General features: G+C 64.7%; 20 protein-coding genes. 8 read left to right on the top strand and 12 right to left on the bottom strand.

Annotated features, from left to right (window positions below):
- Positions 1 to 163: 163 nt before the first annotated feature.
- The gene (locus DFS21_RS25315; RefSeq protein ID WP_102683876.1) at positions 164 to 532 is read left to right on the top strand and encodes a PilZ domain-containing protein; all 369 of its coding nucleotides are present in this window, start codon (positions 164 to 166) and stop codon (positions 530 to 532) included.
- A gap of 261 nt (positions 533 to 793) precedes the next feature.
- On the top strand, positions 794 to 2,311 hold the full coding sequence (locus DFS21_RS25310; RefSeq protein ID WP_023630301.1) for a nucleobase:cation symporter-2 family protein: 1,518 nt from the start codon (positions 794 to 796) through the stop codon (positions 2,309 to 2,311).
- A gap of 99 nt (positions 2,312 to 2,410) precedes the next feature.
- On the opposite strand, the gene DFS21_RS25305 is transcribed toward DFS21_RS25310, so the two are convergent.
- The 8 genes from DFS21_RS25305 to radA form a co-directional block, all read right to left on the bottom strand.
- The gene (locus DFS21_RS25305) at positions 2,411 to 3,748 is read right to left on the bottom strand and encodes a TolC family outer membrane protein (RefSeq protein WP_111533394.1); all 1,338 of its coding nucleotides are present in this window, start codon (positions 3,746 to 3,748) and stop codon (positions 2,411 to 2,413) included.
- A gap of 5 nt (positions 3,749 to 3,753) precedes the next feature.
- Positions 3,754 to 5,085, bottom strand: a complete 1,332-nt coding sequence (locus tag DFS21_RS25300) for an HlyD family type I secretion periplasmic adaptor subunit (protein ID WP_110702485.1) — start codon at positions 5,083 to 5,085, stop codon at positions 3,754 to 3,756.
- A 4-nt stretch (positions 5,086 to 5,089) separates the two neighbouring features.
- Positions 5,090 to 6,850, bottom strand: coding sequence for a type I secretion system permease/ATPase (locus DFS21_RS25295; RefSeq protein WP_111533393.1), 1,761 nt, complete (start codon positions 6,848 to 6,850; stop codon positions 5,090 to 5,092).
- 169 nt (positions 6,851 to 7,019) lie between these two features.
- Complete coding sequence (locus DFS21_RS25290; protein ID WP_102684544.1) at positions 7,020 to 7,637, bottom strand: heme acquisition protein HasA; 618 nt, start codon at positions 7,635 to 7,637, stop codon at positions 7,020 to 7,022.
- A gap of 82 nt (positions 7,638 to 7,719) precedes the next feature.
- Complete coding sequence (locus DFS21_RS25285; RefSeq protein ID WP_178082058.1) at positions 7,720 to 10,389, bottom strand: TonB-dependent receptor; 2,670 nt, start codon at positions 10,387 to 10,389, stop codon at positions 7,720 to 7,722.
- Between the two features lie 196 nt (positions 10,390 to 10,585).
- Positions 10,586 to 11,578 carry a FecR family protein gene (locus tag DFS21_RS25280; protein WP_110704093.1) on the bottom strand — a complete coding sequence of 331 codons (993 nt, stop codon included), beginning with the start codon at positions 11,576 to 11,578 and terminating at the stop codon, positions 10,586 to 10,588.
- Positions 11,579 to 11,646: 68 nt separating this feature from the next.
- Complete coding sequence (locus tag DFS21_RS25275; RefSeq protein ID WP_110704091.1) at positions 11,647 to 12,150, bottom strand: RNA polymerase sigma factor; 504 nt, start codon at positions 12,148 to 12,150, stop codon at positions 11,647 to 11,649.
- A gap of 72 nt (positions 12,151 to 12,222) precedes the next feature.
- Positions 12,223 to 13,590 (bottom strand): DNA repair protein RadA, encoded by a 1,368-nt coding sequence (radA, locus tag DFS21_RS25270; RefSeq protein WP_046857208.1) that lies wholly within the window; start codon positions 13,588 to 13,590, stop codon positions 12,223 to 12,225.
- A 178-nt stretch (positions 13,591 to 13,768) separates the two neighbouring features.
- Between radA and mscL the strand changes: the two genes are divergently transcribed.
- Complete coding sequence (mscL, locus tag DFS21_RS25265; protein WP_046857209.1) at positions 13,769 to 14,182, top strand: large-conductance mechanosensitive channel protein MscL; 414 nt, start codon at positions 13,769 to 13,771, stop codon at positions 14,180 to 14,182.
- Positions 14,183 to 14,250: 68 nt separating this feature from the next.
- Here mscL and DFS21_RS25260 read toward each other — a convergent pair whose 3' ends face one another.
- Positions 14,251 to 15,027, bottom strand: a complete 777-nt coding sequence (locus DFS21_RS25260; RefSeq protein WP_110704089.1) for a ferredoxin--NADP reductase — start codon at positions 15,025 to 15,027, stop codon at positions 14,251 to 14,253.
- Positions 15,028 to 15,242: 215 nt separating this feature from the next.
- Here DFS21_RS25260 and DFS21_RS25255 point away from each other — a divergent pair, with 215 nt between their 5' ends.
- Both DFS21_RS25255 and DFS21_RS25250 read left to right on the top strand, forming a co-directional pair.
- Entirely contained in the window at positions 15,243 to 15,947 is a 705-nt protein-coding gene (locus DFS21_RS25255) for an autoinducer binding domain-containing protein (RefSeq protein ID WP_110704087.1), read from the top strand.
- A 98-nt stretch (positions 15,948 to 16,045) separates the two neighbouring features.
- The gene (locus DFS21_RS25250) at positions 16,046 to 17,170 is read left to right on the top strand and encodes a methyltransferase (RefSeq protein ID WP_110704085.1); all 1,125 of its coding nucleotides are present in this window, start codon (positions 16,046 to 16,048) and stop codon (positions 17,168 to 17,170) included.
- A gap of 63 nt (positions 17,171 to 17,233) precedes the next feature.
- Here DFS21_RS25250 and DFS21_RS25245 read toward each other — a convergent pair whose 3' ends face one another.
- From DFS21_RS25245 to DFS21_RS25235, 3 genes are read right to left on the bottom strand one after another with little or no spacing between them, the layout of a single operon-like run.
- Entirely contained in the window at positions 17,234 to 17,374 is a 141-nt protein-coding gene (locus tag DFS21_RS25245; RefSeq protein WP_036986195.1) for a DUF2474 domain-containing protein, read from the bottom strand.
- A 12-nt stretch (positions 17,375 to 17,386) separates the two neighbouring features.
- Positions 17,387 to 18,394 carry a cytochrome d ubiquinol oxidase subunit II gene (gene cydB, locus DFS21_RS25240; RefSeq protein WP_102684552.1) on the bottom strand — a complete coding sequence of 336 codons (1,008 nt, stop codon included), beginning with the start codon at positions 18,392 to 18,394 and terminating at the stop codon, positions 17,387 to 17,389.
- A 1-nt stretch (position 18,395) separates the two neighbouring features.
- Positions 18,396 to 19,832, bottom strand: a complete 1,437-nt coding sequence (locus tag DFS21_RS25235) for a cytochrome ubiquinol oxidase subunit I (RefSeq protein ID WP_110704083.1) — start codon at positions 19,830 to 19,832, stop codon at positions 18,396 to 18,398.
- Positions 19,833 to 20,173: 341 nt separating this feature from the next.
- Between DFS21_RS25235 and DFS21_RS25230 the strand changes: the two genes are divergently transcribed.
- The 3 genes from DFS21_RS25230 to trmA all read left to right on the top strand — a co-directional run bounded on the left by DFS21_RS25230 (position 20,174) and on the right by trmA (position 23,977).
- Complete coding sequence (locus DFS21_RS25230) at positions 20,174 to 21,394, top strand: MFS transporter (protein ID WP_110704081.1); 1,221 nt, start codon at positions 20,174 to 20,176, stop codon at positions 21,392 to 21,394.
- Between the two features lie 205 nt (positions 21,395 to 21,599).
- Complete coding sequence (locus DFS21_RS25225; protein ID WP_038707321.1) at positions 21,600 to 22,895, top strand: NCS2 family permease; 1,296 nt, start codon at positions 21,600 to 21,602, stop codon at positions 22,893 to 22,895.
- Positions 22,892 to 23,977 carry a tRNA (uridine(54)-C5)-methyltransferase TrmA gene (gene trmA / locus DFS21_RS25220; protein WP_110704079.1) on the top strand — a complete coding sequence of 362 codons (1,086 nt, stop codon included), beginning with the start codon at positions 22,892 to 22,894 and terminating at the stop codon, positions 23,975 to 23,977. The genes DFS21_RS25225 and trmA overlap by 4 nt, the downstream gene beginning before the upstream one ends.
- Positions 23,978 to 24,001: the final 24 nt, after the last annotated feature.

Genomic DNA, 24,001 nt, shown 5'->3' with positions numbered 1-24,001 from the left:
GTTTACTTCCAGCTGGTGGATTGGAAAGACCGCCCATCGAGTCTAGGGCCAGTCAAGACGCATTGCCACACTTGCTTTGGTCTAGAGCCTCTGCGGCCAGATTGCCGTACCTGATGCACATACCAAACTCACTATAGTCAGGATGTCACCCGGAGAAACCACCATGAACGCCCACGACGAACGCCGCCGCTTCCAGCGCATCGCCTTCGATGCCCCTACCGAACTGCGCCAGGGCGAACGTCGCTGGCTGGTGAAACTGCTGGACCTGTCGCTTAAGGGCTTGCTGGTAGAGCGCCCAAGCCCCTGGGATGCCGACCCCACCCAGGACTTCGACGCGATCATCCACCTCAACGACAAGAAAACCCAGGTCAGGATGCAGGTCGAACTGCGCCACGACGAGTCCGCCCGGCTGGGTTTTATCTGCCTGTTCATAGATGTCGATTCGATGACTCATCTGCACCGCCTTGTGGAATTGAACCTGGCAGACAGCACCGAAATGATGCGTGAGCTGCGCGAACTCATCGAAGATTGATATCTCTTAGCCTGCTAATGATCTGGCTGTGGCGGCTTTCTTGTCCAGCCAGACAGCTTTCCTGCCTTTACCAGCCTCTTTGTACACACCCCTCTGGAACAGTCTCTCGCAGGTTGGAACGTAATGTGCATCCAGGTTTCAGGCACCTTGGACGCACCCGTTACGGCGCTACAATCAAAACTTTGTATACAATTTTAGTGGCAATTATTTGCACTAGTTGTCTACAGTAGCGACACAACAATAAACAGAGAGCCTGCTCCAATGACCACGTCCCCCAGCACGTCTCCCGCCCCGCGCCCCGAGGACGAAAACCTCGGCCTCGGCGCCAACCTGGCCTACGGGCTGCAGCATGTCCTGACCATGTATGGAGGGATCGTCGCCGTACCCCTGATCCTCGGCCAGGCCGCCGGCCTGGCCCCGGCGGAGATCGGCCTGCTGATCGCTGCCTCGTTGTTCGCCGGTGGCCTTGCGACATTGCTACAGACCCTTGGGCTGCCGTTCTTCGGCTGCCAGCTGCCATTGGTCCAGGGCGTATCGTTCGCGGGCGTGGCGACCATGGGCGCGATTCTCGGCAGCCAGGGCGGCGGTGGCCTGCCGGCGGTGCTGGGCGCGGTAATGGCAGCCTCGTTGATCGGGTTCCTGATTACCCCGGTGTTCTCGCGTATCACCAAATTCTTCCCGCCCCTGGTGACCGGCATCGTCATCACCACCATCGGCCTCACCCTGATGCCCGTCGCGGCCCGCTGGGTGATGGGCGGCAACAGCGCATCGCCAGAGTTCGGCAGCATGGCCAACATCGGCCTGGCGGCACTGACCTTCGCCATCGTCCTGCTGCTGAGCAAGCTGGGCAGCGCGAGCATTTCGCGCCTGTCGATCCTGCTGGCGATGGTCGCCGGCACATTGATCGCCTGGTCGCTGGGCATGGCTGATTTCAGCAAGGTCACCGAAGGCCCGATCTTCGCCTTCCCCACCCCGTTCCACTTTGGCATGCCGACCTTCCACATCGCCGCGATCCTGTCGATGTGCATCGTGATCATGGTGACCCTGGTGGAAACCTCGGCGGACATCCTGGCGGTCGGTGAGATCATCGACACCAAGGTCGACTCCAAGCGCCTGGGCAACGGCCTGCGCGCCGACATGGCATCGAGTATCCTGGCGCCGATCTTCGGCTCGTTCACCCAGAGCGCCTTCGCCCAGAACGTGGGCCTGGTGGCAGTGACCGGCGTGAAGAGCCGCTATGTGGTGGCCACCGGCGGCGTGATCCTGGTGGTGCTTGGCCTGCTGCCGATCATGGGCCGGGTGATTGCGGCAGTGCCTACCCCGGTACTCGGCGGCGCCGGTATCGTGCTGTTTGGCACCGTGGCCGCCAGCGGCATCCGCACCCTGTCGAAAGTCAGCTACAAGAACAACGTCAACCTGATCATCGTCGCCGCCTCGCTGGGCTTCGGTATGATCCCGATCGCGGCGCCGAACTTCTACCACAGCTTCCCCAGCTGGTTCGAAACCATCTTCCACTCCGGCATCAGCTCGGCGGCGATCATGGCAATTCTGCTGAACCTGATGTTCAACCACTTCACCACCGGCAACTCGGAAAACCAGTCGGTGTTCGCCGCGGCCTACGAGCGCACCATCCAGTACTCCGATATCTCGGCCCTGCGTGATGGCGACTACTTCAAGGATGGCAAGTTGTTCGACGCCGAGGGCAACGAGGTACCGGTGCTGGAACTGGACGAGCACGGCAACGAGACGCCCAGGCGCAAGGCGGTTGCCGAACACTGATCGCTGACCAGGACGGTCATCGAGGGGAGCCGACGCGCATCGTCGGCTCCTTTTTTGTCTGAACAGATGCGTGAAAGCGAGCGCGCTACCACGATCGCCCTAGCCGTGCGCCACGAAGTACCGATTCAACACATTCAGATCACCGGCCTCCAGCACCCCCGCCAGATAGCGCAGCTGCAACCAGGCCCGCAGGTACTCATGCCGTGCCTGGGCCAGGTCGCGCCGGGCACCGAACAACTGTTGCTCGGCATCCAGTACATCGAGGTTGACCCGCTCACCGCCTTGAACACTCTTGCGCGTGGCCTGCACCAAGGCTGTGGCCGCCTTGACCGCTAGGTCGTAGGCGCGGATCTTCGCCGTGCCACTGGCGCACAGGTTGAACTGTCGACGCAACTGGTTGACCGTGTCGCGCAGTTGCGCATCCAGCTCGAAGCCCGCGGCATCACGCTGGGCCCGGGCCTGGCGCACCGACGCCGACACACCGCCACCGGCAAACAGCGGCACGTTCAGCTGCATGCCGATGCTGTCGGTGTCATAGCGCTGGTTGTAGCTGCTCTCGGAACTGGAGCTGGAAATGCCCTTGCTGGCATAGGCGCTCAACGAAGGCAGGTGCCCGGCCCGTTGCCGCTCGATGTTCTGCTCGGCGACCTCCAGCCCATGGCGCTGGCTGGCCAGCTCGGCGTTGCGGGCAACAGCCAGGTCGCGCCAGGGCTCGAAGCGTGCCGGGGTCAGGGGCTGGACGCGGAAATCACCGGTCATCGGCGCCAGGTCATCAACCTCTACCGGCTCGCCGATGATCGCCTGCAAGGCCCGCAACGCCGCATCGAGATTGTCGCCGGCCTCGATCTCCTGGGCCTGGGCCAACTCGTAGCGGGCACGGGTCTCAAGCACATCGGTGCGGGTGCCCTCGCCCCCTTTGACCAGGCGTTCGTTCAGCGTCAGTTGTTCGGCAAAGGTACGCCGCTGGGCCTGGGCCAGGGCGATCTGCTCATTAGCGAACAGCGCTTCGCTGTAGGCGCCGAACAGCCGCACCATCAACTCCTGGCCACGACCACGGTAACGTTCGTCGGCCAGCGCGGCCTGAGCCACGCCACGGCGGTAGTCACTCCAGGCGGCATAGTCGAACAGCGGCTGCTCGAGGGTCAGCGTCGAGCTGTAGCTGCGGTAATCGCGTTGGGTGGTCACGTCGCCGAACTGGCTGCGCTGGGTTACCTCCGAGTCGTTGCGGGCACGGTTGTAGCGGTACGACAGTTTTGGCAGCAGACCAGCGCGGCCGATCGCCCGGTTTTCGAGCCCCGCCTCGCGCTCGGCGATCGAGCCCTGCCAGGTCGGGTCGTTGCGCAGGGCCAGGGCATAGGCATCGCCCAGGTCCAAGGCCTGCGCCGAGAGACTGGTGAGCAGCAGAAACAGGCCTGCGAAACGCAAAGATACCGGCATTACCCTTACTCCTCCGCCAGGGCAACGTGCACCCGGTCGGCCAAAGGCTTGAACAGGTAATTGAGCATCGAGCGTTCGCCGGTGCGCACGAAGGCCTCCACCGGCATGCCGGGGCGGATATCCAGGCCCGCCAGTTGCCCCAGCCCCTGTTCGCTGACCTTGATACGTACCTGGTAGTAGGGCTGCTGGGTCTTCTCGTCCACCAGGCGGTCGGCCGAGACCAGGGTCACCTCGCCGTCCACCCGTGGCGTGGTGCTCTGGTTGAACGCGACAAACATCAGCTCCACCGGCAAGCCGGGGCGCAGGCGATCGATCATCTCCACCGAGGCCCGCGCATCGACCAGCAAAGGCGCATCGCGCGGCACGATCTCCATCAGTTGCTGGCCGCGAGCGATGACCCCGCCGTTGGTGAACACACTGAGGCCGACCACCGTACCGGCCACCGGGGCCCGCACCTGGGCATGGGCCAGCTCGAACTCGGCGCTGCGCAGGCGGTTGCCCAGGTCCTCGGCGCTCGCCTGCAGTTCGGCGAGCTGCTGGCGCACCTCGTTCTGGTACTCCTGCTGGCGCTGGCCGATACGCAGCTTCAGCTCCAGCACCTGGCGCCGGGTGCGGCCAATGTTGCCGAAGTCCTCGGCGATCGAGCCATTGACCTGGGCCAGCAGGCGCTCGCTGTCGAGCAGGCGATTGCGGGCGATGTAGCCGTCCCGGGCCAGCTCGCGCAGGCCGCGCAACTGCTCGTCCAGCGCATCGCGCTGGGCCTGCTTGCTGGCCAGCGAACCCTGCAGCCCCTGCAGCGAGGCTTCGGCACCGGCAATGCTCTCGCGCAGGCCGCCGAGCTCCATGTCCAGCGCCTGGGCCCGGCTGCCACGCAGCTGGCGCTGCCCTTCCAGCACCGTGGCGACCCAGGGGAGGTGTGCCTGGGCCTGCAGGTCTTCGGGATAGGCAAGCGTCGCCCGACCATCGCGCTCGGCCAACAGGCGCGCCTCCCCGGCGCGGGCGTTGACGTACTGCACCCGCAACGAACCGACCTGGGCCTGGGCTTGGGTCGCGTCCATGCGCAGCAGCACCTGCCCGGCGTTCACCGTGTCACCGTCACGCACCAGCAACTGTTCGATCACCCCGCCCGTGGGGTGCTGCACGGCCTGGCGGCTACCGGCGACCATCACGCTGCCGCTGACCGGCACGCCCTTGTCCAAGGGCGCCAGCGCGGCCCACAGCAGAAAGCCGCCGAAACCTGCCAGCACCAGCCAGCGGCCGACACGGCCCGGCCGGTGTTCATCGAGGCTGAGCAGGCTTGCCTCGGTCTTTTGCGTGGAGAGGGCGTGTACGCTCATGAAGTCAGGCTCTTGGCTGGCCGAACGTGACGTTCAGGCCGATGGGGTTGCGGGCGGTGGAGGGGGCGACGGGGGCGGGCCGAGCAGCCCGTTGGGCGTCCTGCAGTACCCTCGCGGTGGGGCCGAAGGCTTGCAGCTGGCCGCCCTTGAGCATCAACAGGTTGTCCAGACCGGCCAGCAGCGAGGACTTGTGGGTGATCAGGATCAGCGTGCGCTTGTACTCGCGCAGCCTGGCAATGGCCTCGACCAGCGCCCGCTCACCGGCCTCATCGAGGTTGGAGTTGGGTTCGTCGAGCACGATCAGCGCCGGCAGCCCGTACAGCGCACGTGCCAGGCCGATGCGCTGGCGCTGGCCACCGGAAAGCCCCATGCCGCCCTCCCCCAGCAGCGTGTCGTAACCACCCGGCAGCGCGAGGATCATGTCGTGCACGCCCGCCAGCTGCGCCGCAGCGACCACTTGCTGGGCGTCGACAAGGCCCAGGCGGGCGATGTTGTCGGCAATGCTGCCGGCGAACAGCTGCACATCCTGCGGCAGGTAGCCGATATGCTGGCCCAGCGCGCCACGGTCCCAGGTCCGCAGGTCGGCGCCGTCCAGGCGCACCTTGCCAGTGATCGGCGCGCCGGAGCCGACCAGCAGCCGCGCCAGGGTCGACTTGCCCGACCCGGAAGGGCCGATGATCCCCAGCGACTCGCCCGCTGGCAGCGCGAAGCCCAGGTTGTTCAGGCACAGGCGACTGTTGCCCGGCTGCGTCGCGCCTACCTGCTCGACCGTGAGCTTGCCGAGCGGTGCCGGCAGGGGCATGCCCGCCGGCCGCGGCGGTTGGGCCTGCAACAACTCGCTCAGGCGCTGATAGGCCAGGCGCGCACCGCTCCATTGGCGCCAGGCACCGATCAACTGATCGATCGGCGCCAGCACGCGGGCCATGAGGATGGAACCTGCGATCATCATCCCCGGGGAGATCAACTGTTCGATGGCCAGCCAGGCGCCCAGCCCGAGCACCAGCGACTGCAAGGCCAGGCGCACAGTCTTGGTCAGCGCGGTGACCGCCGCGGTGCGCTCGCTGCCCAGGTTCTGCTGGGCCAGAAACCCATGATGCAAACGTGCCCAGCGCTGGCGCACGGCGCCGAGCATGCCCATGGCCTCGATCACTTCGGCATTGCGCAGGTTGGCGCTGGCCTCCAGGCCCGCCTGCTGCGACAGTTGCCCGGCTTGTGCAAACGGCGCCTGGGTCATGCGCTCGTTGAGCCACGCCAGCACCGTCAGCAACACCGCGCCCGCCAGCGCCATCAGGCCCAGGCAGGGGCTGAACATGAACATCACCCACAGGTACACCGGGAACCACGGCGCATCGAAGAAGGCGAACAACGCCTGGCCGGTGGCGAACTGGCGCAGCGCGGTCAGATCGGCGAGCATCTGCCCCGCCGCACCTTTGTGCCCGGCCAGGCTGGCCTGGTAGGCCGCCTCGAACACCCGCGGGTTGAGGTCCATGTCCATGCGCGTGCCCAGGCGGATCACCACCTGGCTGCGCAGCCACTCCAGCAGCCCCATGAAGGCGAACACCCCGAGCACCATGAGGCTGAGCATCAACAGGGTCATCTCGTTGCGCGACGACAAAACCCGGTCATAGACCTGCAGCATGTACAGCGCCGGCGCCAGCATCAGCACATTGATCACCGCGGTGAACAACGCGACGTTGCCAAGCCCGGCACGGCAGGCCTTGAGCGCCCGCAGCACTTCATTGGCCGCGGCGGGAGCAGTTCGCATTTGTTGGAAATCTCGTAGAAGGCGCCGACAGGCGATTGCATTCGCGCCATCGTCGCCACAGAATTCGCACCGCCGCAGCCTGGGCCCGGCAAAGACACGGGCTGCGGGGTAAGTGCATCAGATCAGCGAATGGCAGGGTGACCTTCCATTCGCTTTTTCATGCCTGCGCTCAGGCCGCCAGGGCCAGGTCCTCAGGCAGCGCCTGCACGCCGACCGCTTCGGCGGAGGCCGCGTGAGCGGGGCCTGCGGCCAGGGCCGCGCCGATCTCGGCGAAGGTGCTGTTGGTGGACACGCCAAAACCGGCCAGCAGGTTGTCGAGCACGCCCTCCAGGGCCGAGGTGTTGCCCTGCATCAGGCCGTAGATCACGCTCTGCACTTCGTTGCCGGCACGACCTGCGCCCTGCGCGGCATCCAGGTCAAGGCCGTTGAAGCTGACCACGTAGTTGCCCAGGGTGAAGTCGCTGCCGCTGCCGCCGCCGAGCACTTCGCCCAGGGAAACGTTGTCCAGCGAACCCCACAGGTAGTGATTGAGGTTGTCGCCCGGTGCCTTCGATGGGTCGAACACGTAGTGCAGGCCGTTGGCGCTGTCGCTGTCGGCAATGAAGGCGTAATCCGAGCTGTTGCGACCGTGGGTGGCGTATTGGTCGCCGTCGAAGGTGCCGTTGCTGAAGCCGCCGGTGTTGCTGTAGCCGTGGCCGGCGGTGACGAAGCCGGCACTCCAGAAGGCCAGGTAATCGTCGACGGTGGAGCTGGCGAAAGCGGCGTCGTAGTTGACGGAAAGGGTCATGACGGTTCCTCGTTGTTGCACAGTGATGACGAAGGCGTGTTCCGTGCCTTCGCGTCGCCCGGAATGGGCAAACCCGGTTGGATCAGAAGCGATACTCAAGCATGCCGCTCAAGGTGCGGCCACGGGCCAGCGACAGGTTGTTGCCGTCGCCCATGGCCACGAAGTAGGCCTCATCGGTGGCGTTTTCCAGGGAAAGGGCCAGGTTCAGGCTGGAAGTCATCCAGTAGCTGGCGTACAGGTCATAGACGGTGTACTGGGGCCACTGCGCCTGATCGATCTGGTTGTAGGTATGGCTCTTGAGGTTTTCGCCATTGCCTTCGCTGTAGCGCACACGCATGCCTATATCCAGGGTGCGATCGAGCAGGCGCATGCCCAGGGTCAGCGCGCCGCGGTCTGCAGGCATATAGGAGGCGTTGCCCATGATGTCGCCGCAGCTGACGATGCTGTTGGTGTCTGCGGCGCCCTCGGCGCGTGATACCCGCACCGGCAGCATGATGATGCGGCTGCCCACACGGACCGGGCGCATGACAGTGCCGGCACTGACCAGCCGCTGTGCGCCGCCCATGTAGAACTGGTTGGAGCAGAACTCGTTGCTGCCGATCATGTGGGTGTAGCTGAGCTGCCCGTAGTAGGCGCCGGCGTCGTAATCCAGGCTGTATTCCACGCCGCGAAAGCGCGTGGTCTCCAGGTTGTTCTGGTAGGCCGAGCGACCCAGCGCGATACCCGCTACGCTGCTGCCGGGCAACGAGACATTGGTGTCGAGAAACGAGAAGTTGTCGATGCGGGTGTCGAAGTAGGCGACCTTGGCGCCAAACCGATCGCCGTCGCGCAGCAGCGACTCCTTGAAAATGTTCAGCCCCAACTCCCAGTTGTGCGACTCCTCGGCCTTGAGAAACGGATTGGGATAGACCATCTCGGCACTGCCGCCGGCATGTGGGCGTCCGCTCATGAACACCTCGGTCACCGCCGGCGGACGCCAGCCACGGCCCCAGCGGGTGTAGACCTGCAACCAGTCCGGCCCTGGCTTGAGCGCAATACCGAAGGTTGGCGAGAAACGGCCTTCCTCCGTCTGCTCGTCGAAGATCATGTGAGTCTGCTGGCGCGAAAGGCTGACCTCGGTGACCCCCTCGGGGTACATCCAGGTGGTGACGCCGGTCTTGCCGCTCAGCCGGTAGCGGTCATAACGCAAACCGGCATCCAGACTGAGCCAGTCGTCATGCTCGTAGGTGAGATTGCCGAACAGGCTGGCCATGATCCGCTTACCTTTGGGATTGGCACCTTGCACATAGGGCAGCGATTCCACTTCGTTCTGGGCGGCGACACGGTCCGTGCTGGGACGGAAACTGTCCTGGAACAGCTCGGTGCCGTAGTTGAAACTCAAGGTGTCGGCCTGCCCGACGTGCCAGCGCGAGGTGTTCTGCACCTGCAGCCCCCAGGTGTCGGTCTGGAAGCGGTCGGTATAGGCCTCGACACGGTTGCCAGTACCCGCGCTGGACATATTGTCGGCGTTCCAGCGGTCCTGGCGGGTGGTTACGTAATAAAGCTTGGCCTTGAAATCGATCAGGTCGTTGTCGGGCGAGAAGCTGTAGTCGACTGCAGCGTTCTTCGCATTGATGTCATTGGTCCCGGTGACCCGGTAGTAATAGCGGTTACTGTTGCTGTCGTTGTAGGTCCAGGCATCCTTGCTGTCGGCATCGGTCTCGAAGTAGCTGAACTGCAGGCGCTGATGCTCAGGCAGGTTGATGCCGAACTTGAACAGTTGGGAGCGGGTGATGCTGTCCATCGCCCCGACTTCACCGTGCAGCCAGCTCTTCCAGGCCTCGCGATTCTCCAGCTTGCCGCGGATCTGCGTGCCCAGGTTGTCGGCATTCTGCGTGCCGCTGCGGTAGTCGCCGAAGTGCCGCTCGCTATAGCCGACGAGGATGTCACCTATCTCGTTGCCGGCAGCGAACAGCGCACTGCCGTTGAAGTACGTGCCATTGCCCAGCTCGCCGATGCCATGGCCAGCGCGCAGGCGACCGCCGACTTCCTTGCCGGCGCCAAGCAAGTCACGGGCCTCGACGGTATTGAAACTGGCGATGCCACCGATCACCCCGGCGCCCCCCATGCCGGCAGAGGTGCCCTTGTCGATTTCCACGCCCTGGATGAACTCCGGGTCGATGAACATCGTGCCGTTGCGCTGCTGGTGGCCGTTGACACTGAAGTTCTGGCGCATGCCATCGATGTTCATGTTGACTCGGCCATAGTCCTGCACGCCACGGATGTTCACCGACAACCCGGGGTCGCGCTGGTTGACCGCCGTGTACACCCCGGCGGTCTGCTCGAGCAGGTCGGCAGCGTGGCGCGGCGGGCGCTTGTCGATCTGCTCGCGGGTGATCACGCTGACCGAGCGTGGCGTCTGGTAGACCCAGTCGCCGTCACGCATCGAGTCAATATGGGTGGCGCCCAGTTCCATGACCTGGCCACCCTCCGCCAGGCGCTCCAGGCCTACTTGGCCCGGAGCACTGAAGCGATAGCGTACGGGCATGCCGCGCAGCAAACGGTGCAGCGCCTCTTCGATGCTGTAGCCACCGTGCAGGCCTTCGCTTTGCAAGCCAGCCAGGGTTCGGCTGTCGAAGAACACCTGCACACCGGACTGCTCGGCATAGGCCAGGACGGCGCTGTCCAGAGGCTGGGCGGGAATGTCGAACTGAATGACGTTGGACTTGGTGCTGCTGGTGGCGACAGCGGCCTGCGCCGTGCCGATCCCCATCGACAAGGTACAGGTACCCAAGGCCAGGCTGCCGGCAAGGGCGATGCGGCTCAGAGGTCGGAGGGGTCGAGTTGATTGCGTGCTCACTGCGCGTCTCGTCTGTTGGCGTTTTCTAGTAATGAAAATCAATCTCAACAGTCAGACGAGCAACGCGGGGAAACTCAGTAACGCCAGATGAAAGTTTTTTGCGAAAGACTCAGTAGATCACGGTCAAGCCCGGTAACTGCAGGCGCTTGGCCTTCAACTCGCGGGCAAGGGTATCGGCGGCGGCGGCCAGGTTGTCGAGGCGGAACACCCCGCTCACTTCCCGCTGCGCCAGCGTGCCATCGACCACCATCAGGCGGCCATCGCGATAACGGTTCAGGCGCTCGACCACCTCGGCCAGAGGCTGGCGTTCGAACACCAGCACACCCCGCTGCCAGTCGATGGCCCGGTGCAGATCGCGGCCAATCCATGGCCGGATACCCTGGGCCTGGTCGTAGCGCACTGCCTGCCCCTCCTGCAGGACCTGATGGGCGACACCCTGCGCCGGTGCCGTTTGCAGCCGCACGTCGACACTGTGCTCGAGCATGCCCACCCAGCCGCCATCACCCACCTTGCCCACCACGAATCGGGTGCCCAGTGCCTGGCTGGTGGCACCGGCATATTCGACCACGAAGGGCCGCGGCTCATCCGCGCTGACCGGCGCCGCACTGAACACCGCCTCCCCCGCCAACAGGCGCACCCGACGCTGCCGACCATCGAAGTCGAGCTGTACGGCACTGCCGCTGTCCAGATCGACCTGGCTGCCATCGGGTAGGCTGACGCGGCGCACTTCGCCAGCGGCGGTGGCGTAGTCGGCACGCCAGTCGAGCAGTACCCGAGGGCCTTGTTCGACGCCCAGGATTGCCAGCAGCAGCAACGCACTGCTGGCCACCGCCCAGCGCAGCCGCGTCGGCCGACGCCAGCCACGCGGACGCTCGGCCCGGGCTACTGGCGCCCGGTGCGGCGTTGTCGGTGCCAGGCTCGTCACCTGCCCGAGATCGGCCCAGGTCGCCTGGGCGAAGGCATAGGCCCGCGCATGGCGCGGATCGCTGCCGCACCACTGCGCCAACGCCAGTTGCTGCGCCGGGCTCAGGGGGCCGTTCCCCTCCAGCACCACCCACTCGGCGGCCTGCTCGCGGATGGCTTGCTCGTTCTGGCTGCTCACACGGTTCTCTCGCGATCTGGTTATGTCTGGGCTGACGTCTGAAGCGGCATTTGTCAGTAAACCGTTGGTCATTCGGTTTCCTGCAGGCACAGCATCACATAGGCCAGGGCCTTGGCCAGATGCTTTTGCACCGAGCTGTCGGAGATCCCCAGTTGCCGGGCAACCTCGGCATGGGTCATGCCTTCCAGGCGGTTGAGGCGGAAGATCTCCCGGGTGCGCTCGGGCAACTCGCCGAGGATCGTCTGCAAGCGACGCAGGTGCTGCTCGCGCACGGCGTGCTCCTCGAGCCCGGGGCCATCCTCGACGAGCGCCTCGAAAGCCTCGTGGGGCACCGTGTCGGTCTTGCGCCTTTGCTGCTGGCGCACGTGATCGATCATCAGGTTGTGCGCGGTGCGATAAAGGTACGCCTGGGCGTTGTCGATGGTCTCGGTACGCTGCTGCTCGGCCAGGCGCAGGAAACTGTCCTGCACAAGGTCAGCGGCCAGCTGTGGGTCGCGCACCTTGCGCGAGAGCAGGCCTTGAAGGTTTTTCGCGTGCTTGAGAAACAGCCGCTTGAGGTCTAACTCCGCCACACGCGCTCCATGAGGTGGTCGCAAGGTGGCGGTATGCTACTCGCTATTGAGAATCACTTACAAGAAAATGACCTACTCGAACAGTGCATCCAGCGCTTGTTCCAGACGGGTCACGGCAATCACCTGCAACCCGGCGGGAGCCTCTTTTGGTGCGTTGCCCTTGGGCACGATGGCACGCTTGAAGCCATGTTTTGCCGCTTCCTTCAGACGCTCCTGGCCACTGGGCACCGGACGCACCTCGCCCGACAGGCCGATCTCGCCGAACACCAGCAGGCCATGGGCCAACGGCCGGTTGCGCAGGCTGGACATCACCGCCGCCAGCAACGCGAGGTCGGAGGCAGTCTCGAGCACCTTCACGCCACCCACGACGTTGAGGAACACGTCCTGGTCGTGGGTGGGGATGCCACCGTGCCGGTGCAGCACCGCCAGCAGCATGGCCAGGCGGTTCTGGTCCAGGCCCAGGGTTACCCGCCGTGGGTTGGCCAGGTGGCTGTCGTCGACCAGCGCCTGGACTTCCACCAGCATCGGCCGGGTGCCCTCCCAGGTAGCCATGACCACGCTGCCGGGCACCTCTTCCTGGGTGCGGTTGAGGAAGATCGCCGACGGATTGGAGACCTCCTTGAGGCCGCGGTCGGTCATGCCGAACACGCCCAGTTCGTTGACCGCGCCAAAGCGGTTTTTCACTGCGCGCAGAAGGCGCAGGCGGCCATCGGACTCGCCCTCGAAATACAGTACGGTATCGACCATGTGCTCGAGCACCCGTGGACCGGCCAACGAGCCCTCCTTGGTGACGTGGCCGACCAGGAAGATCGCCGTGCCGCTCTGCTTGGCGTAGCGCACCAGCAATGCCGTACTCTCGCGCACCTGGGCCACGCCACCCGGTGCCGACTGCAGTTGTTCGGTGAAGATGGTCTGGATCGAGTCGATCACCATCACCCGCGGCTTTTCCTGGCGCGCGGTGGCGATGATGGTTTCGATGCAGGTTTCGGTCATGACCTTGAGCTGGTCCTGGGGCAGGCCCAGACGCCGGGAACGCATGGCCACCTGCTGCTGCGACTCCTCGCCGGTGACATACAGCGCTGGCATCTGCACGGCGATGTTGCACAGGGTCTGCAGGAGGATGGTCGATTTGCCGATACCCGGATCGCCCCCGATCAGCACCACCGACCCATCCACCAGGCCCCCGCCCAGGACGCGGTCGAGCTCGGTGCTGCTGGTGGTGAAGCGCGGGATCTCCTCGACGCTCACTTCGGCCAGGGTCTTGATCTGCGCCTGCTGCCCGGTCCAGCCGGTGCGCCCGCTCGGCGCCGCGGCGCCGCCGCTTTCGATCATGCTCTCGACCAGGGTGTTCCAAGCCCCGCATTCGCCACACTGCCCGGCCCACTTGGGGAAGGTCGCGCCGCACTCGGTGCAGCCATACAAACGCTTGGCCTTGGCCATGGGCTGGGTCTCCTGGAAAAAACCGCCATGATAGCCGAACACGGACGTGCCCCGGAGGCCTCGGCGGGCGACAAAACTATTCGCTCTATAAACAGTCTGTAGCTGCGAACGTCACGCATGAAGCGTTTTAGTGGCTTACACTGCGTTTACCTCTCCATTCGTAACAAAGGAATACAGCATGGGCATGCTCAGTGAATTCAAGGCCTTCGCGGTCAAGGGAAATGTCGTCGACATGGCGGTGGGTATCATCATCGGCGCGGCGTTCGGCAAGATCGTTTCGTCCTTCGTCGGTGACGTGATCATGCCCCCCATCGGCCTGCTGATCGGCGGTGTCGACTTCAGCGACCTGGCCATCACGCTCAAGGCTGCCGAAGGCGATGTGCCGGCCGTCATGCTGGCCTACGGCAAATTCATCCAGACCGTGCTCGACTTCATCATCGTCGCCTTCGCCATCTTCATGGGTGTGAAAGTGATCAACCGCCTCAAGCGCGAAGAGGCAGTGGCACCGACCGCTCCGCCGGTGCCCAGCGCCGAGGAAACCCTGCTGACCGAGATTCGCGACCTGCTCAAGGCGCAGAATCGCCAGCCCTGAAGCACAAAACGACTGGGGCCGCTTTGCAGCGGCCCCAGTGACGGCGATCCAAAAGGCGCCATTGTTCCTTACCAGTAGTTCTCCACCGCCACCTGCCCCGGCCGCTTGCTCAGGCTCAGTTGCAAGTCCCGCGCCTTGAGCACCTTGCGCGTCTCGTCGATCATCTCCGGGTTGCCGCACAGCATGATCCGTGAATGCTCCGGCGACAGCTCCAGACCCGCCGCTTTTTCCAGCTCGCCGTTTTCGATCAGCGTGGTGATCCGCGCATTCAATGCCCCCGGATGCTGCTCTCGGGTAACCACCGGAATGAACTGCAACTTGCCCGCGTACTCCGCCAGGTAGTCGCGCTGCTCCAGCGCGGCGATTTCATCGACATATGCCAGCTCCTTCGCCTCGCGCACCGAGTACACCAGCTTGATGTTGTCGAAGCGCTCCCAGGCCTCGAAGTCCTGCAGGATCGACATAAACGGTGCGATGCCGGTGCCGGTGGCCAGCAGCCACAAGTCACGGCCGCCAACGAAGCGGTCAAGGGTCAGGTAGCCGAAGGCCTGGCGGTCGATCAGCAGGGTGTCGCCTTTACCGAAGCGGCTCAGCTCACTGGTGAACTCCCCACCGGGCACCACGATGGAAAAGAAGTCGAGATGTTCGTCATGCGGCGCGCTCACCATGGAGTAGGCACGCCAGACAACGCTGCCATCTGCCTTGCTCACACCCAGCCGGGCGAACTGCCCGGCACGGAAGCGAAAGCCTGCGTCGCGGGTAACGCGCAGGGAAAACAGATTGGGGGTCAGGGGCTGGACGCCGAGCAGGGTCTGGCGGGTGAATTTGTCGGCGCTGGCGGTCATGACGGGCTCCACGAATCAAGAGCGCACAGTGTCGCGCAAAGCAGCGGAGATAAACACCGTCGATTTGTAGGGCATGGCATAGCCCGGAGCGTAAACAACTAAGAAAGCGCAACAGCTATAGCAAAAAAAACCAGCACATCTTTAGGAGATTTCCTACACTACGGACCGTGTAATGCTGACTTTGGATCCACAAAGACGCAACGGGAGCTTCATCGATGCCACATTGGAAGAGTGAGCAACTCCAGCAACTGCTGGAGGAACAGGAGCCGCAACTGGTGTTCGGCCAGGCCGTGAAACTGGCCCAGGCACTGGACATGGAGTTCATCGGCCTGACGCTGCACCTGCATGTCGCTGCCCGTGGCCCCCTAGTGATCCTCTACAACAATTACCCAAGCGCCTGGAATGCGCGCTACCAGGCTGAAGACTTCATCAAGATAGATCCAACAGTAGCAAAATGCCACAGCACGACGTTGCCGCTGGTCTGGAGTGACGAACTGTTCCACGAGGTGCCTCAGCTGCGTGAGGCTGCCACTGCCTACGGCATGACCCATGGCTGGAGCCAGTCTGTGCACGACCAGCAGCACAACGAAAGCCAGCTAAGTGTCACCAGGGCTCAGGGCGTGGTCTCCCGTGACGAACTGTTCGAGAAGAGCGCCCAGGTGATGTGGCTGTGCAACACCCTGCACGCCGCGCTCAGTGCGCACCATCTGGCGAAGTACAGCCCACTACCGCAATTGAGCGAGCGCGAGCTCGAAGTGCTCAAGTGGTCGGCCGCTGGCAAGACCGCAGCCGACGTGGCGATGATTCTTTCGCTGTCGACCAGCACCGTGAATTTTCATATTCGCAGTGTGATCAGCAAGACCAACGCCTCCAACAAAGCCGGCGCCATCGCCATTGCCGCCCTGCGCGGCCTGCTCTGACAGCCCGTCCCCCACCCAGGCGCAAAGCCCTGTAGAATCACCTGCCGCAAGCCTGCCGCACCCGCGCGCCGGGCAGATACGCAGCAGAGCCCCACGTCATGCCCCTGTTCAACAGCCCCTTCGCCGACCTCGACCTGATCCGCCAGCCGGAGCAAGCCAACGACCCGCTGCTGGCGTTCGATGCCGCCGACCAGTACCTGCTGGAACACATGGCCGCCCAGGCACCAGGCGCAGGCAGCAAGGTGCTGGTGCTCAACGACAGCTTCGGCGCCCTGGCCGCCAGCCTGGCCGGGCACCTGGACGTGACCAGCAGCGGTGACTCGCACCTGGCGCACCTGGCCCTGGAGAAAAACCTGGCGGGTAACGGCAAGCCGTTCGACAGCGTGCCCTTCATCCCGGCCAGCGAGCCCTTCCAGGGCCCGTTCGACCGCGTGCTGGTGCGCGTGCCCAAGACCCTGGCCCTGCTCGAGGAGCAACTGATCCGCCTGCAGGGCCAATTGGCGCCTGGCGCCCAGGTGATCGCCGGGGCGATGATCAAGCACCTGCCCCGAGCCGCCGGCGACCTTATGGAGAAGTACATCGGCCCGGTGCAGGCGTCGCTGGCGCAGAAGAAAGCGCGCCTGCTGACTGCCACCGTCGCCGAACGCCCGACTGCCCGCTCCCCCTACCCCAGCCGCTATCGTCTGGAGACGCCGGCCCTGGAGCTGGTCAACCACGCCAACGTGTTCTGCCGCGAAGGCCTGGACATCGGCACCCGTGCCTTCCTGCCGCATCTGCCGCGTGACCTGGGTCGCGCCCGCGTAGCCGATCTTGGCTGTGGCAATGGCGTGCTGGCGATTGCCTGTGCCCTGGCCAACCCGGATGCGCAGTTCACCCTGGTCGACGAGTCGTACATGGCGGTGCAGTCGGCGCGGGAGAACTGGCAGGCGGCGCTGGGCGAACGCGAGGTGACGATCAGGGCCGCGGATGGCCTGGCCGGCCAGGAGAAACAATCGCTGGACGTGGTGCTGTGCAACCCGCCGTTCCACCAGCAACAGGTGGTCGGCGACTTCCTCGCCTGGCGCATGTTCCAGCAGGCTCGCGAGGCACTGGAAGTCGGTGGCGCGCTGTACATCGTCGGCAATCGCCACCTGGGCTACCACAGCAAGCTGGCGCGTTTGTACCGGGGTGTCGAGCAGGTCGCGGCGACGCCGAAGTTCGTGGTGCTCAAGGCCCGGAAATAAAAGCATCGCGGGGCAAGTCGCAGCGGTGCACCGATGCGACTTGCCCCGCGATCACTCAATGGCTTAGTGAGTACTCAGGCCTGCCGCGCTCATGAACATGCGCATGCCATAAGCCACCACGCCAAGCGCTGCCACGCTCAGCCCCCAGATCAGCACCAGCCAACCCAGGCGTTGCCACAGCGGTTTCTTCTCTTCGACATTCATCACCCGGCGCTCCTAGTGATAGCCGTCTTCATGGGTCACCTTGCCGCGGAACACGTAGTAGCTCCAGTAGGTGTAACCCAGGATGAACGGCAGGATGAACAGCGTGCCCACCAGCATGAAGCCCTGGCTCTGCGGCGGCGCCGCGGCATCCCAGATGCTGATCGACGGCGGGATGATGTTCGGCCACAGGCTGATGCCCAACCCGCTGTAACCGAGGAAGATCAGCACCAGCGTCAGCAGGAACGGGGTGTAGTGGGCGTTACGCGCCACCGCCCGCAGCAACCCGTAGAAGGTCACCAGCACCAGGATCGGCACCGGCATGAACCAGATCAGGTTGGGCATGCTGAACCAGCGCTCGGCGATCTGCGGGTAGGCGATCGGCGTCCACAGGCTGACGATGCCGATGACCACCAGCAGCACCAGCGCGAGTGGTCGGGCCATGTCATGCATCTTCTGCTGCAGCGGCCCTTCGGTCTTCATGATCAACCAGGTGCAGCCCAGCAGCGTGTAGGCGACGATCAGGCCCAGGCCCGAAAACACGGTGAATGGGGTCAGCCAATCCAGGGTGCCACCGGTGAACTTACGGTCGACCACCTTGAAGCCTTCGATGAACGCGCCCAACGCCACCCCCTGGAAGAAAGTCGCCACCAGCGAGCCCCAGATGAAGGCCTTGTCCCAGATATGCCGCCTGTGGGCCCTGGCCTTGAAGCGGAACTCGAAGGCCACGCCACGGAAGATCAGGCCCACCAGCATCAGGATCAATGGCAGGTACAGTGCCTCGAGCACCACCGAGTAGGCCAGCGGGAAAGCCCCGAACAGCGCCGCCCCGCCCAGCACCAGCCAGGTCTCGTTGCCGTCCCATACCGGGGCGACCGTGTTCATCATCACATCGCGGTCACGCTCGTCCTGGACGAAGGGGAAGAGCATGCCGATGCCCAGGTCGAAACCATCCATTACCACGTACATCATGACGCCGAAGATGATGATCACGGCCCAGATCAGCGGAAGATCGATACCCATCTCAGTTCCCCTTGCTCAGGCTGCTGGAGTCGGCCTCATGGCCTTCATCGGCGGCGGACAGCGGCCGCGCCGGCGTACGTTTCTGGCCAGGGCCACCTGGGGTGTGCTCATCGCCTTCACCAGTCTTGGGCCCTTTGCGCACCAGGCGCATCATGTAGCCCAGACCGGTGCCGAACAGCGCGAAGTAGACCACCACGAACATCACCAGGGTAAAGCCGAGTTGGGCATAGCTATGGTTGGACACCCCGTCGGCGGTGCGCATCAATCCGTAGACCACCCACGGCTGGCGGCCGATCTCGGTGGTGAACCAGCCGGCGAGGATCGCGATCAACCCCGACGGGCCCATCCACAGGGTCAGGTAGAGGAACGGCCGCGAGCTATACAGGGTGCCGCGCTTGCGCAGCCACAGGCTCCACAGGCCGACAAAAATCATCAACATGCCCAAGCCGACCATGACTCGGAACGACCAGAATACGATGGTCGAGTTGGGTCGGTCCTCAGGTGGGAACTCCTTCATCGCCGGCACTTGCTTGTCCAGGCTGTGGGTCAGGATCAAGCTGCCCAAGGCCGGAATCTCGACTTTGAAACGCGTGGTTTCGGCCTGCATGTCGGGAATGCCGAACAGGATCAGCGGCGTCGGCTCACCGGGTTTGTTCTCCCAGTGGCCTTCGATGGCGGCGATCTTCACCGGCTGATGCTTGAGCGTGTTCAAGCCATGGAAGTCGCCGATCACGGCCTGGATCGGCGCCACCACCAGGGCCATCCACATGGCCATCGACAGCATCTTGCGCACCGCCGGGTTGTCCCGCCCGCGCAGCAGGTGCCAGGCCGCCGAGGCGCCGACGAAGAACGCGGTGGCGACGAACGCCGCGGTGGCCATGTGCATCAGGCGATAGGGGAAGGACGGGTTGAAGATCACCGCGAACCAGTCCACCGGAATCACCTGGCCATTGACGATCTCGTAGCCCTGGGGCGTCTGCATCCAGCTGTTGGAGGCGAGGATCCAGAAGGTCGACACCAGCGTGCCGAGCGCCACCATGCAGGTGGCGAAGAAGTGCAACCCCCGGCCGACACGGTGCCAGCCGAACAGCATGACGCCGAGGAAACCGGCCTCGAGGAAGAATGCCGTGAGCACCTCGTAGGTCAGCAGGGGGCCGGTGATGGAACCGGCAAAATCGGAGAACTGGCTCCAGTTGGTACCAAACTGGTAGGCCATGACCAGGCCCGAGACCACCCCCATGCCGAAGTTCACGGCGAAGATCTTCGACCAGAAGTGATAGAGGTCACGGTAGGTGTTGTCGCCGGTCTTCAGCCAAAGGCCTTCGAGGACCGCCAGGTAGCTCGCCAGGCCAATGGTGATGGCCGGGAACAGGATGTGAAAGGACACGGTAAAGGCAAACTGGATTCGGGCGAGCTCTAGGGCTTCCAATCCGAACATGGTGCTTCCTCTTCAGGTAATCCGGCGACCGGGCTCATGGCCTGTCGCCCACTGCCCCCACGGGTATCGAGTGCGGCGCGTTGGAATTGTTCTGTTCGATCGCGGGGATTCCGGCCCAAGGGCCAAGATCGTTGCATCTGGAACGATTGATCCAGATCAACGACTGAATGGAAGCATAGTCCTGAATGACCCATCCGGATGTGTGGTTGATTGCCGCGTGACCCGTTGCCTCACCCTCTTTTGCGAAGTCGCGATGGTTGATCCACGCGACTTTCAGCAACTATTTGTTACAAACAGATGTTACCCTGCAGGCCCCTCTATCTCGAGGCTGCAGCCCCCCGATGTCCGATTCCGCCCCGCAATTGCTGCGTCATCACCGCCCGTTCCTGGCCTTCTGGCTGGCCCGCGTATTCACTGCCAGCGGCTTCCAAATGCTCACCGTGGCCATTGGCTGGCATCTCTACCAACTGACCGGAAATGTCCTCGACCTGGGCCTGGTCGGACTGGTCGAGTTCGCGCCCCGGGTGCTGTTCATGCTGCATACCGGCCATGTCGCCGACCGCTACGACCGACGCAAGGTGGCCGCCCTGTGCCAGACCCTGCAGGCGCTGATCGCCCTGGCGCTGGCCCTGGGCAGCGTCAGCGACAACGTCAGCCGCGAGCTGATCTTCATCCTCGCCTTCCTGCTCGGCGCCACCCGTTCGTTCGAGATGCCGGCGACCCAGGCGCTGCTGCCCAACGTGGTGCCGCCAGGGCTGTTCCCACGGGCCGTGGCGGCGTCGGCGTCGGCCACCCAGTCGGCGACCATCGTCGCCCCGGCCGTCGGCGGCTTTCTCTACGCCTTCGGCAGTACCTGGGTGTACGGCCCGACCGTTGCCCTCTACCTCATCGCCTGCCTGCTTACCCTGAGCCTCGACGCGCGCCAGCAACTGCCCCAGCGTGGTCGGGCCAACCTGGAATCGCTGCTGGCCGGGGTGCGCTTCATCCGCAGCCGCCCGGACATCTTCGGCGCCATCTCCCTGGACCTGTTCGCCGTGCTGCTGGGCGGCGCCACCGCGCTGCTGCCAGTGTTCGCCAAGGACATCCTGCTCACCGGCGCCTGGGGCCTGGGCCTGCTGCGCTCGGCGCCGGCAGTGGGCGCGCTGCTGATGTCGCTGTGGCTGGCGCGCTTCCCGGTGGAGCGCAAGGTAGGCCTGATCATGTTCGCCTCGGTCGGCGTGTTCGGCGTGGCGACCATCGCCTTCGGCCTCTCGACCTCGTTCTGGTTCTCCCTGGCGGTGCTGGTGGTGCTCGGCGCAGCGGACATGATCAGCATGGTCATCCGCGGCGCCTTCGTGCAGTTGGAGACGCCAGACGAGATGCGCGGCCGGGTAAGCGCGGTGAACGGGCTGTTCATCGGTGCCTCGAACCAGCTCGGCGAGTTCGAGTCGGGGCTGACCGCGCACTGGTTTGGCACAGTCCCGGCGGTGGTGCTCGGTGGCGTGGGCACGCTGCTGGTGACCGGGGTATGGATGAAGCTGTTCCCGACGTTGACCCATCGCGACCGTATGCATAGCGGCTGAAAACCGTGTTCGCCCCCTCGCGAGGCCAAAAACCCGCGAGAGGGCCCGGATGGCCTCTCTCCCAATGGCCATAGGCCCCCGCCATCCTTGCTGGTATGATGCGCGGCTTTTTTCCACCCCACACAAAACCACGGCACCCGGTACGGTCTGTGCTTTGCTGTTGGGGTCGATACATTCACGGCGCGAGGGCGCCCGGGGAGCAGGCATGCTGGAAAGGCTGTTTCAACTAAAAGCACACAACACCAACGTGCGCACCGAGATTCTCGCGGGCGTCACCACCTTCCTGGCCATGGCCTACATCCTGTTCGTCAACCCGAGCATCCTCGGCGAGACCGGCATGGACAAGGGCGCGCTCTTCGTCGCCACCTGCCTGGCCGCGGCCATCGGCTCGGTGACCATGGGCATCATCGCCAACTACCCGATCGCCCTGGCACCAGGCATGGGCCTGAACGCCTTCTTCACCTACACCGTGGTCCTGCACATGGGCCACACCTGGCAGGTGGCGCTGGGCGCGGTGTTCCTTTCCGCGGTGCTGTTCTTCCTGCTGTCGATCTTCCGCATCCGCGAATGGATCGTGAACAGCATCCCGCTGCCGCTACGCTCGGCCATTGCTGCCGGCATCGGCCTGTTCCTGGCGCTGATCGCCCTGCATAACGCCGGCATCGTCGTCGATAACCCGGCCACCCTGGTGGGCCTGGGCGACCTCAGCAAGCCCGCGCCGATCCTCGCCACCCTGGGCTTCTTCCTGATCGTCGCCCTCGAGTCGCTGAAGGTTCGCGGCGCCGTGCTGATCGGCATCCTGGCGGTGACCGTGGCCGCGATCGCGCTGGGCGTCACGCCGTTCGGCGGGGTGGTCTCGATGCCGCCGTCGCTGGCCCCGACCTTCCTGCAGCTGGACATCGCCGGCGCCCTGGACGTCGGCCTGATCAGCGTGATCTTCGCCTTCCTGTTCGTCGACCTGTTCGACAACTCCGGCACCCTGATCGGCGTGGCCAAGCGCGCCGGCCTGATGGGCAAGGACGGCCACATGCCGAAGATGGGCCGCGCCCTGATCGCCGACAGCACCGCCGCCATGGCCGGTTCGCTGCTGGGCACCTCCACCACCACCAGCTACATCGAATCGGCGGCGGGCGTGAGCGCCGGCGGGCGCACCGGCCTGACCGCGATCGTGGTCGCCATCCTGTTCCTGCTGGCGCTGTTCTTCGCCCCGCTGGCCGGCAGCGTGCCGGCCTTCGCCACCGCCCCGGCGCTGCTGTTCGTCGCCGTACTGATGGCTTCGGGCCTGGCCGAGATCAACTGGGACGACGTCACCGAAGCCGCGCCGGTGGTGGTGACCGCCCTGGCCATGCCGCTGACCTACTCGATCGCCAACGGCATCGCCTTCGGCTTCATCGCCTGGACCGCCATCAAGCTGATCTCCGGCCGTCGCCATGACCTGAACCCGGCGCTGGTGATCCTGTCCATCCTGTTCGTCATCAAGCTGGGTTGGTTCCCCGCATGAGTGCTGCCTACGATCCCGCGCAATACGACGCGCAACTGGCGGCCAAGGCCGCCCGCCTGCGCGACCTGCTGGCCCCGTTCGACGCGCCGGAGCCGGCCGTGTTCGACTCGCCGCGCGGGCACTACCGCCTGCGCGCCGAGTTCCGCCTGTGGCGCGAAGGCGGCCAGCGCCACTATGCGATGTTCGCCCCGGGCGAGAAGCACAAGGCCATCCTGATCGACGACTTCCCGATCGCCAGCGAGCGCATCAATGCGTTGATGCCGCGTCTGAAAGCCGCCTGGCAGGCCAATGAAGACCTCGACAACCGGCTGTTCCAAGTGGAGTTCCTCACCACCCTGGCCGGTGATGCGATGATCACCCTGTGCTACCACCGCCCGCTGGACGAGGCCTGGGAGGCCGCCGCGCAGCAGTTGGCCGCCGACCTCGGTGTCAGCGTGGTCGGCCGCTCGAAAGGCAAGCGCGTGGTGATCGGCCGCGACTACGCGGTGGAGAAGCTCGACATCGCCGGGCGCACCTTCAGCTATCGCCAACCCGAAGGCGCCTTCACCCAGCCCAACGGCGCGGTGAACCAGAAGATGCTCGGCTGGGCCTTCGAGGCCATGGGCGAGCGCCAGGACGACCTGCTCGAGCTGTATTGCGGCAACGGCAACTTCACCTTGCCGCTGGCCACCCGCGCCCGCCAGGTGCTGGCCACCGAGATCAGCAAGACCTCGGTCAACGCCGCCCTGCACAACCTCGACGAGAACGGCGTGAACAACGTGCGCCTGGTGCGTCTGTCGGCCGAAGAGCTGACCCAGGCCCTGAACGAGGTCCGCCCGTTCCGCCGCCTGGAAGGCATCGACCTGAAGAGCTACGAGTTCGGCACGGTGTTCGTCGACCCGCCGCGTGCCGGCATGGACCCGGACACCTGTGAGCTGACCCGTCGCTTCGAGCGCATCCTGTACATCTCCTGCAACCCGGAAACCCTGGCGCAGAACATCGCCCAACTGCACGATACCCACCGTATCGAACGCTGCGCGCTGTTCGACCAGTTCCCCTACACCCACCATATGGAAAGCGGGGTGCTGCTGGTTCGGCGCTGACCCGCGACGACGCGGGGCCGCCAG

Origin of the sequence: Pseudomonas sp. 2848 (genome assembly GCF_003253945.1) — a bacterium.
Taxonomy (GTDB): Bacteria; Pseudomonadota; Gammaproteobacteria; order Pseudomonadales; family Pseudomonadaceae; genus Aquipseudomonas.
This window is presented reverse-complemented; position numbering and strand designations above follow the sequence as displayed.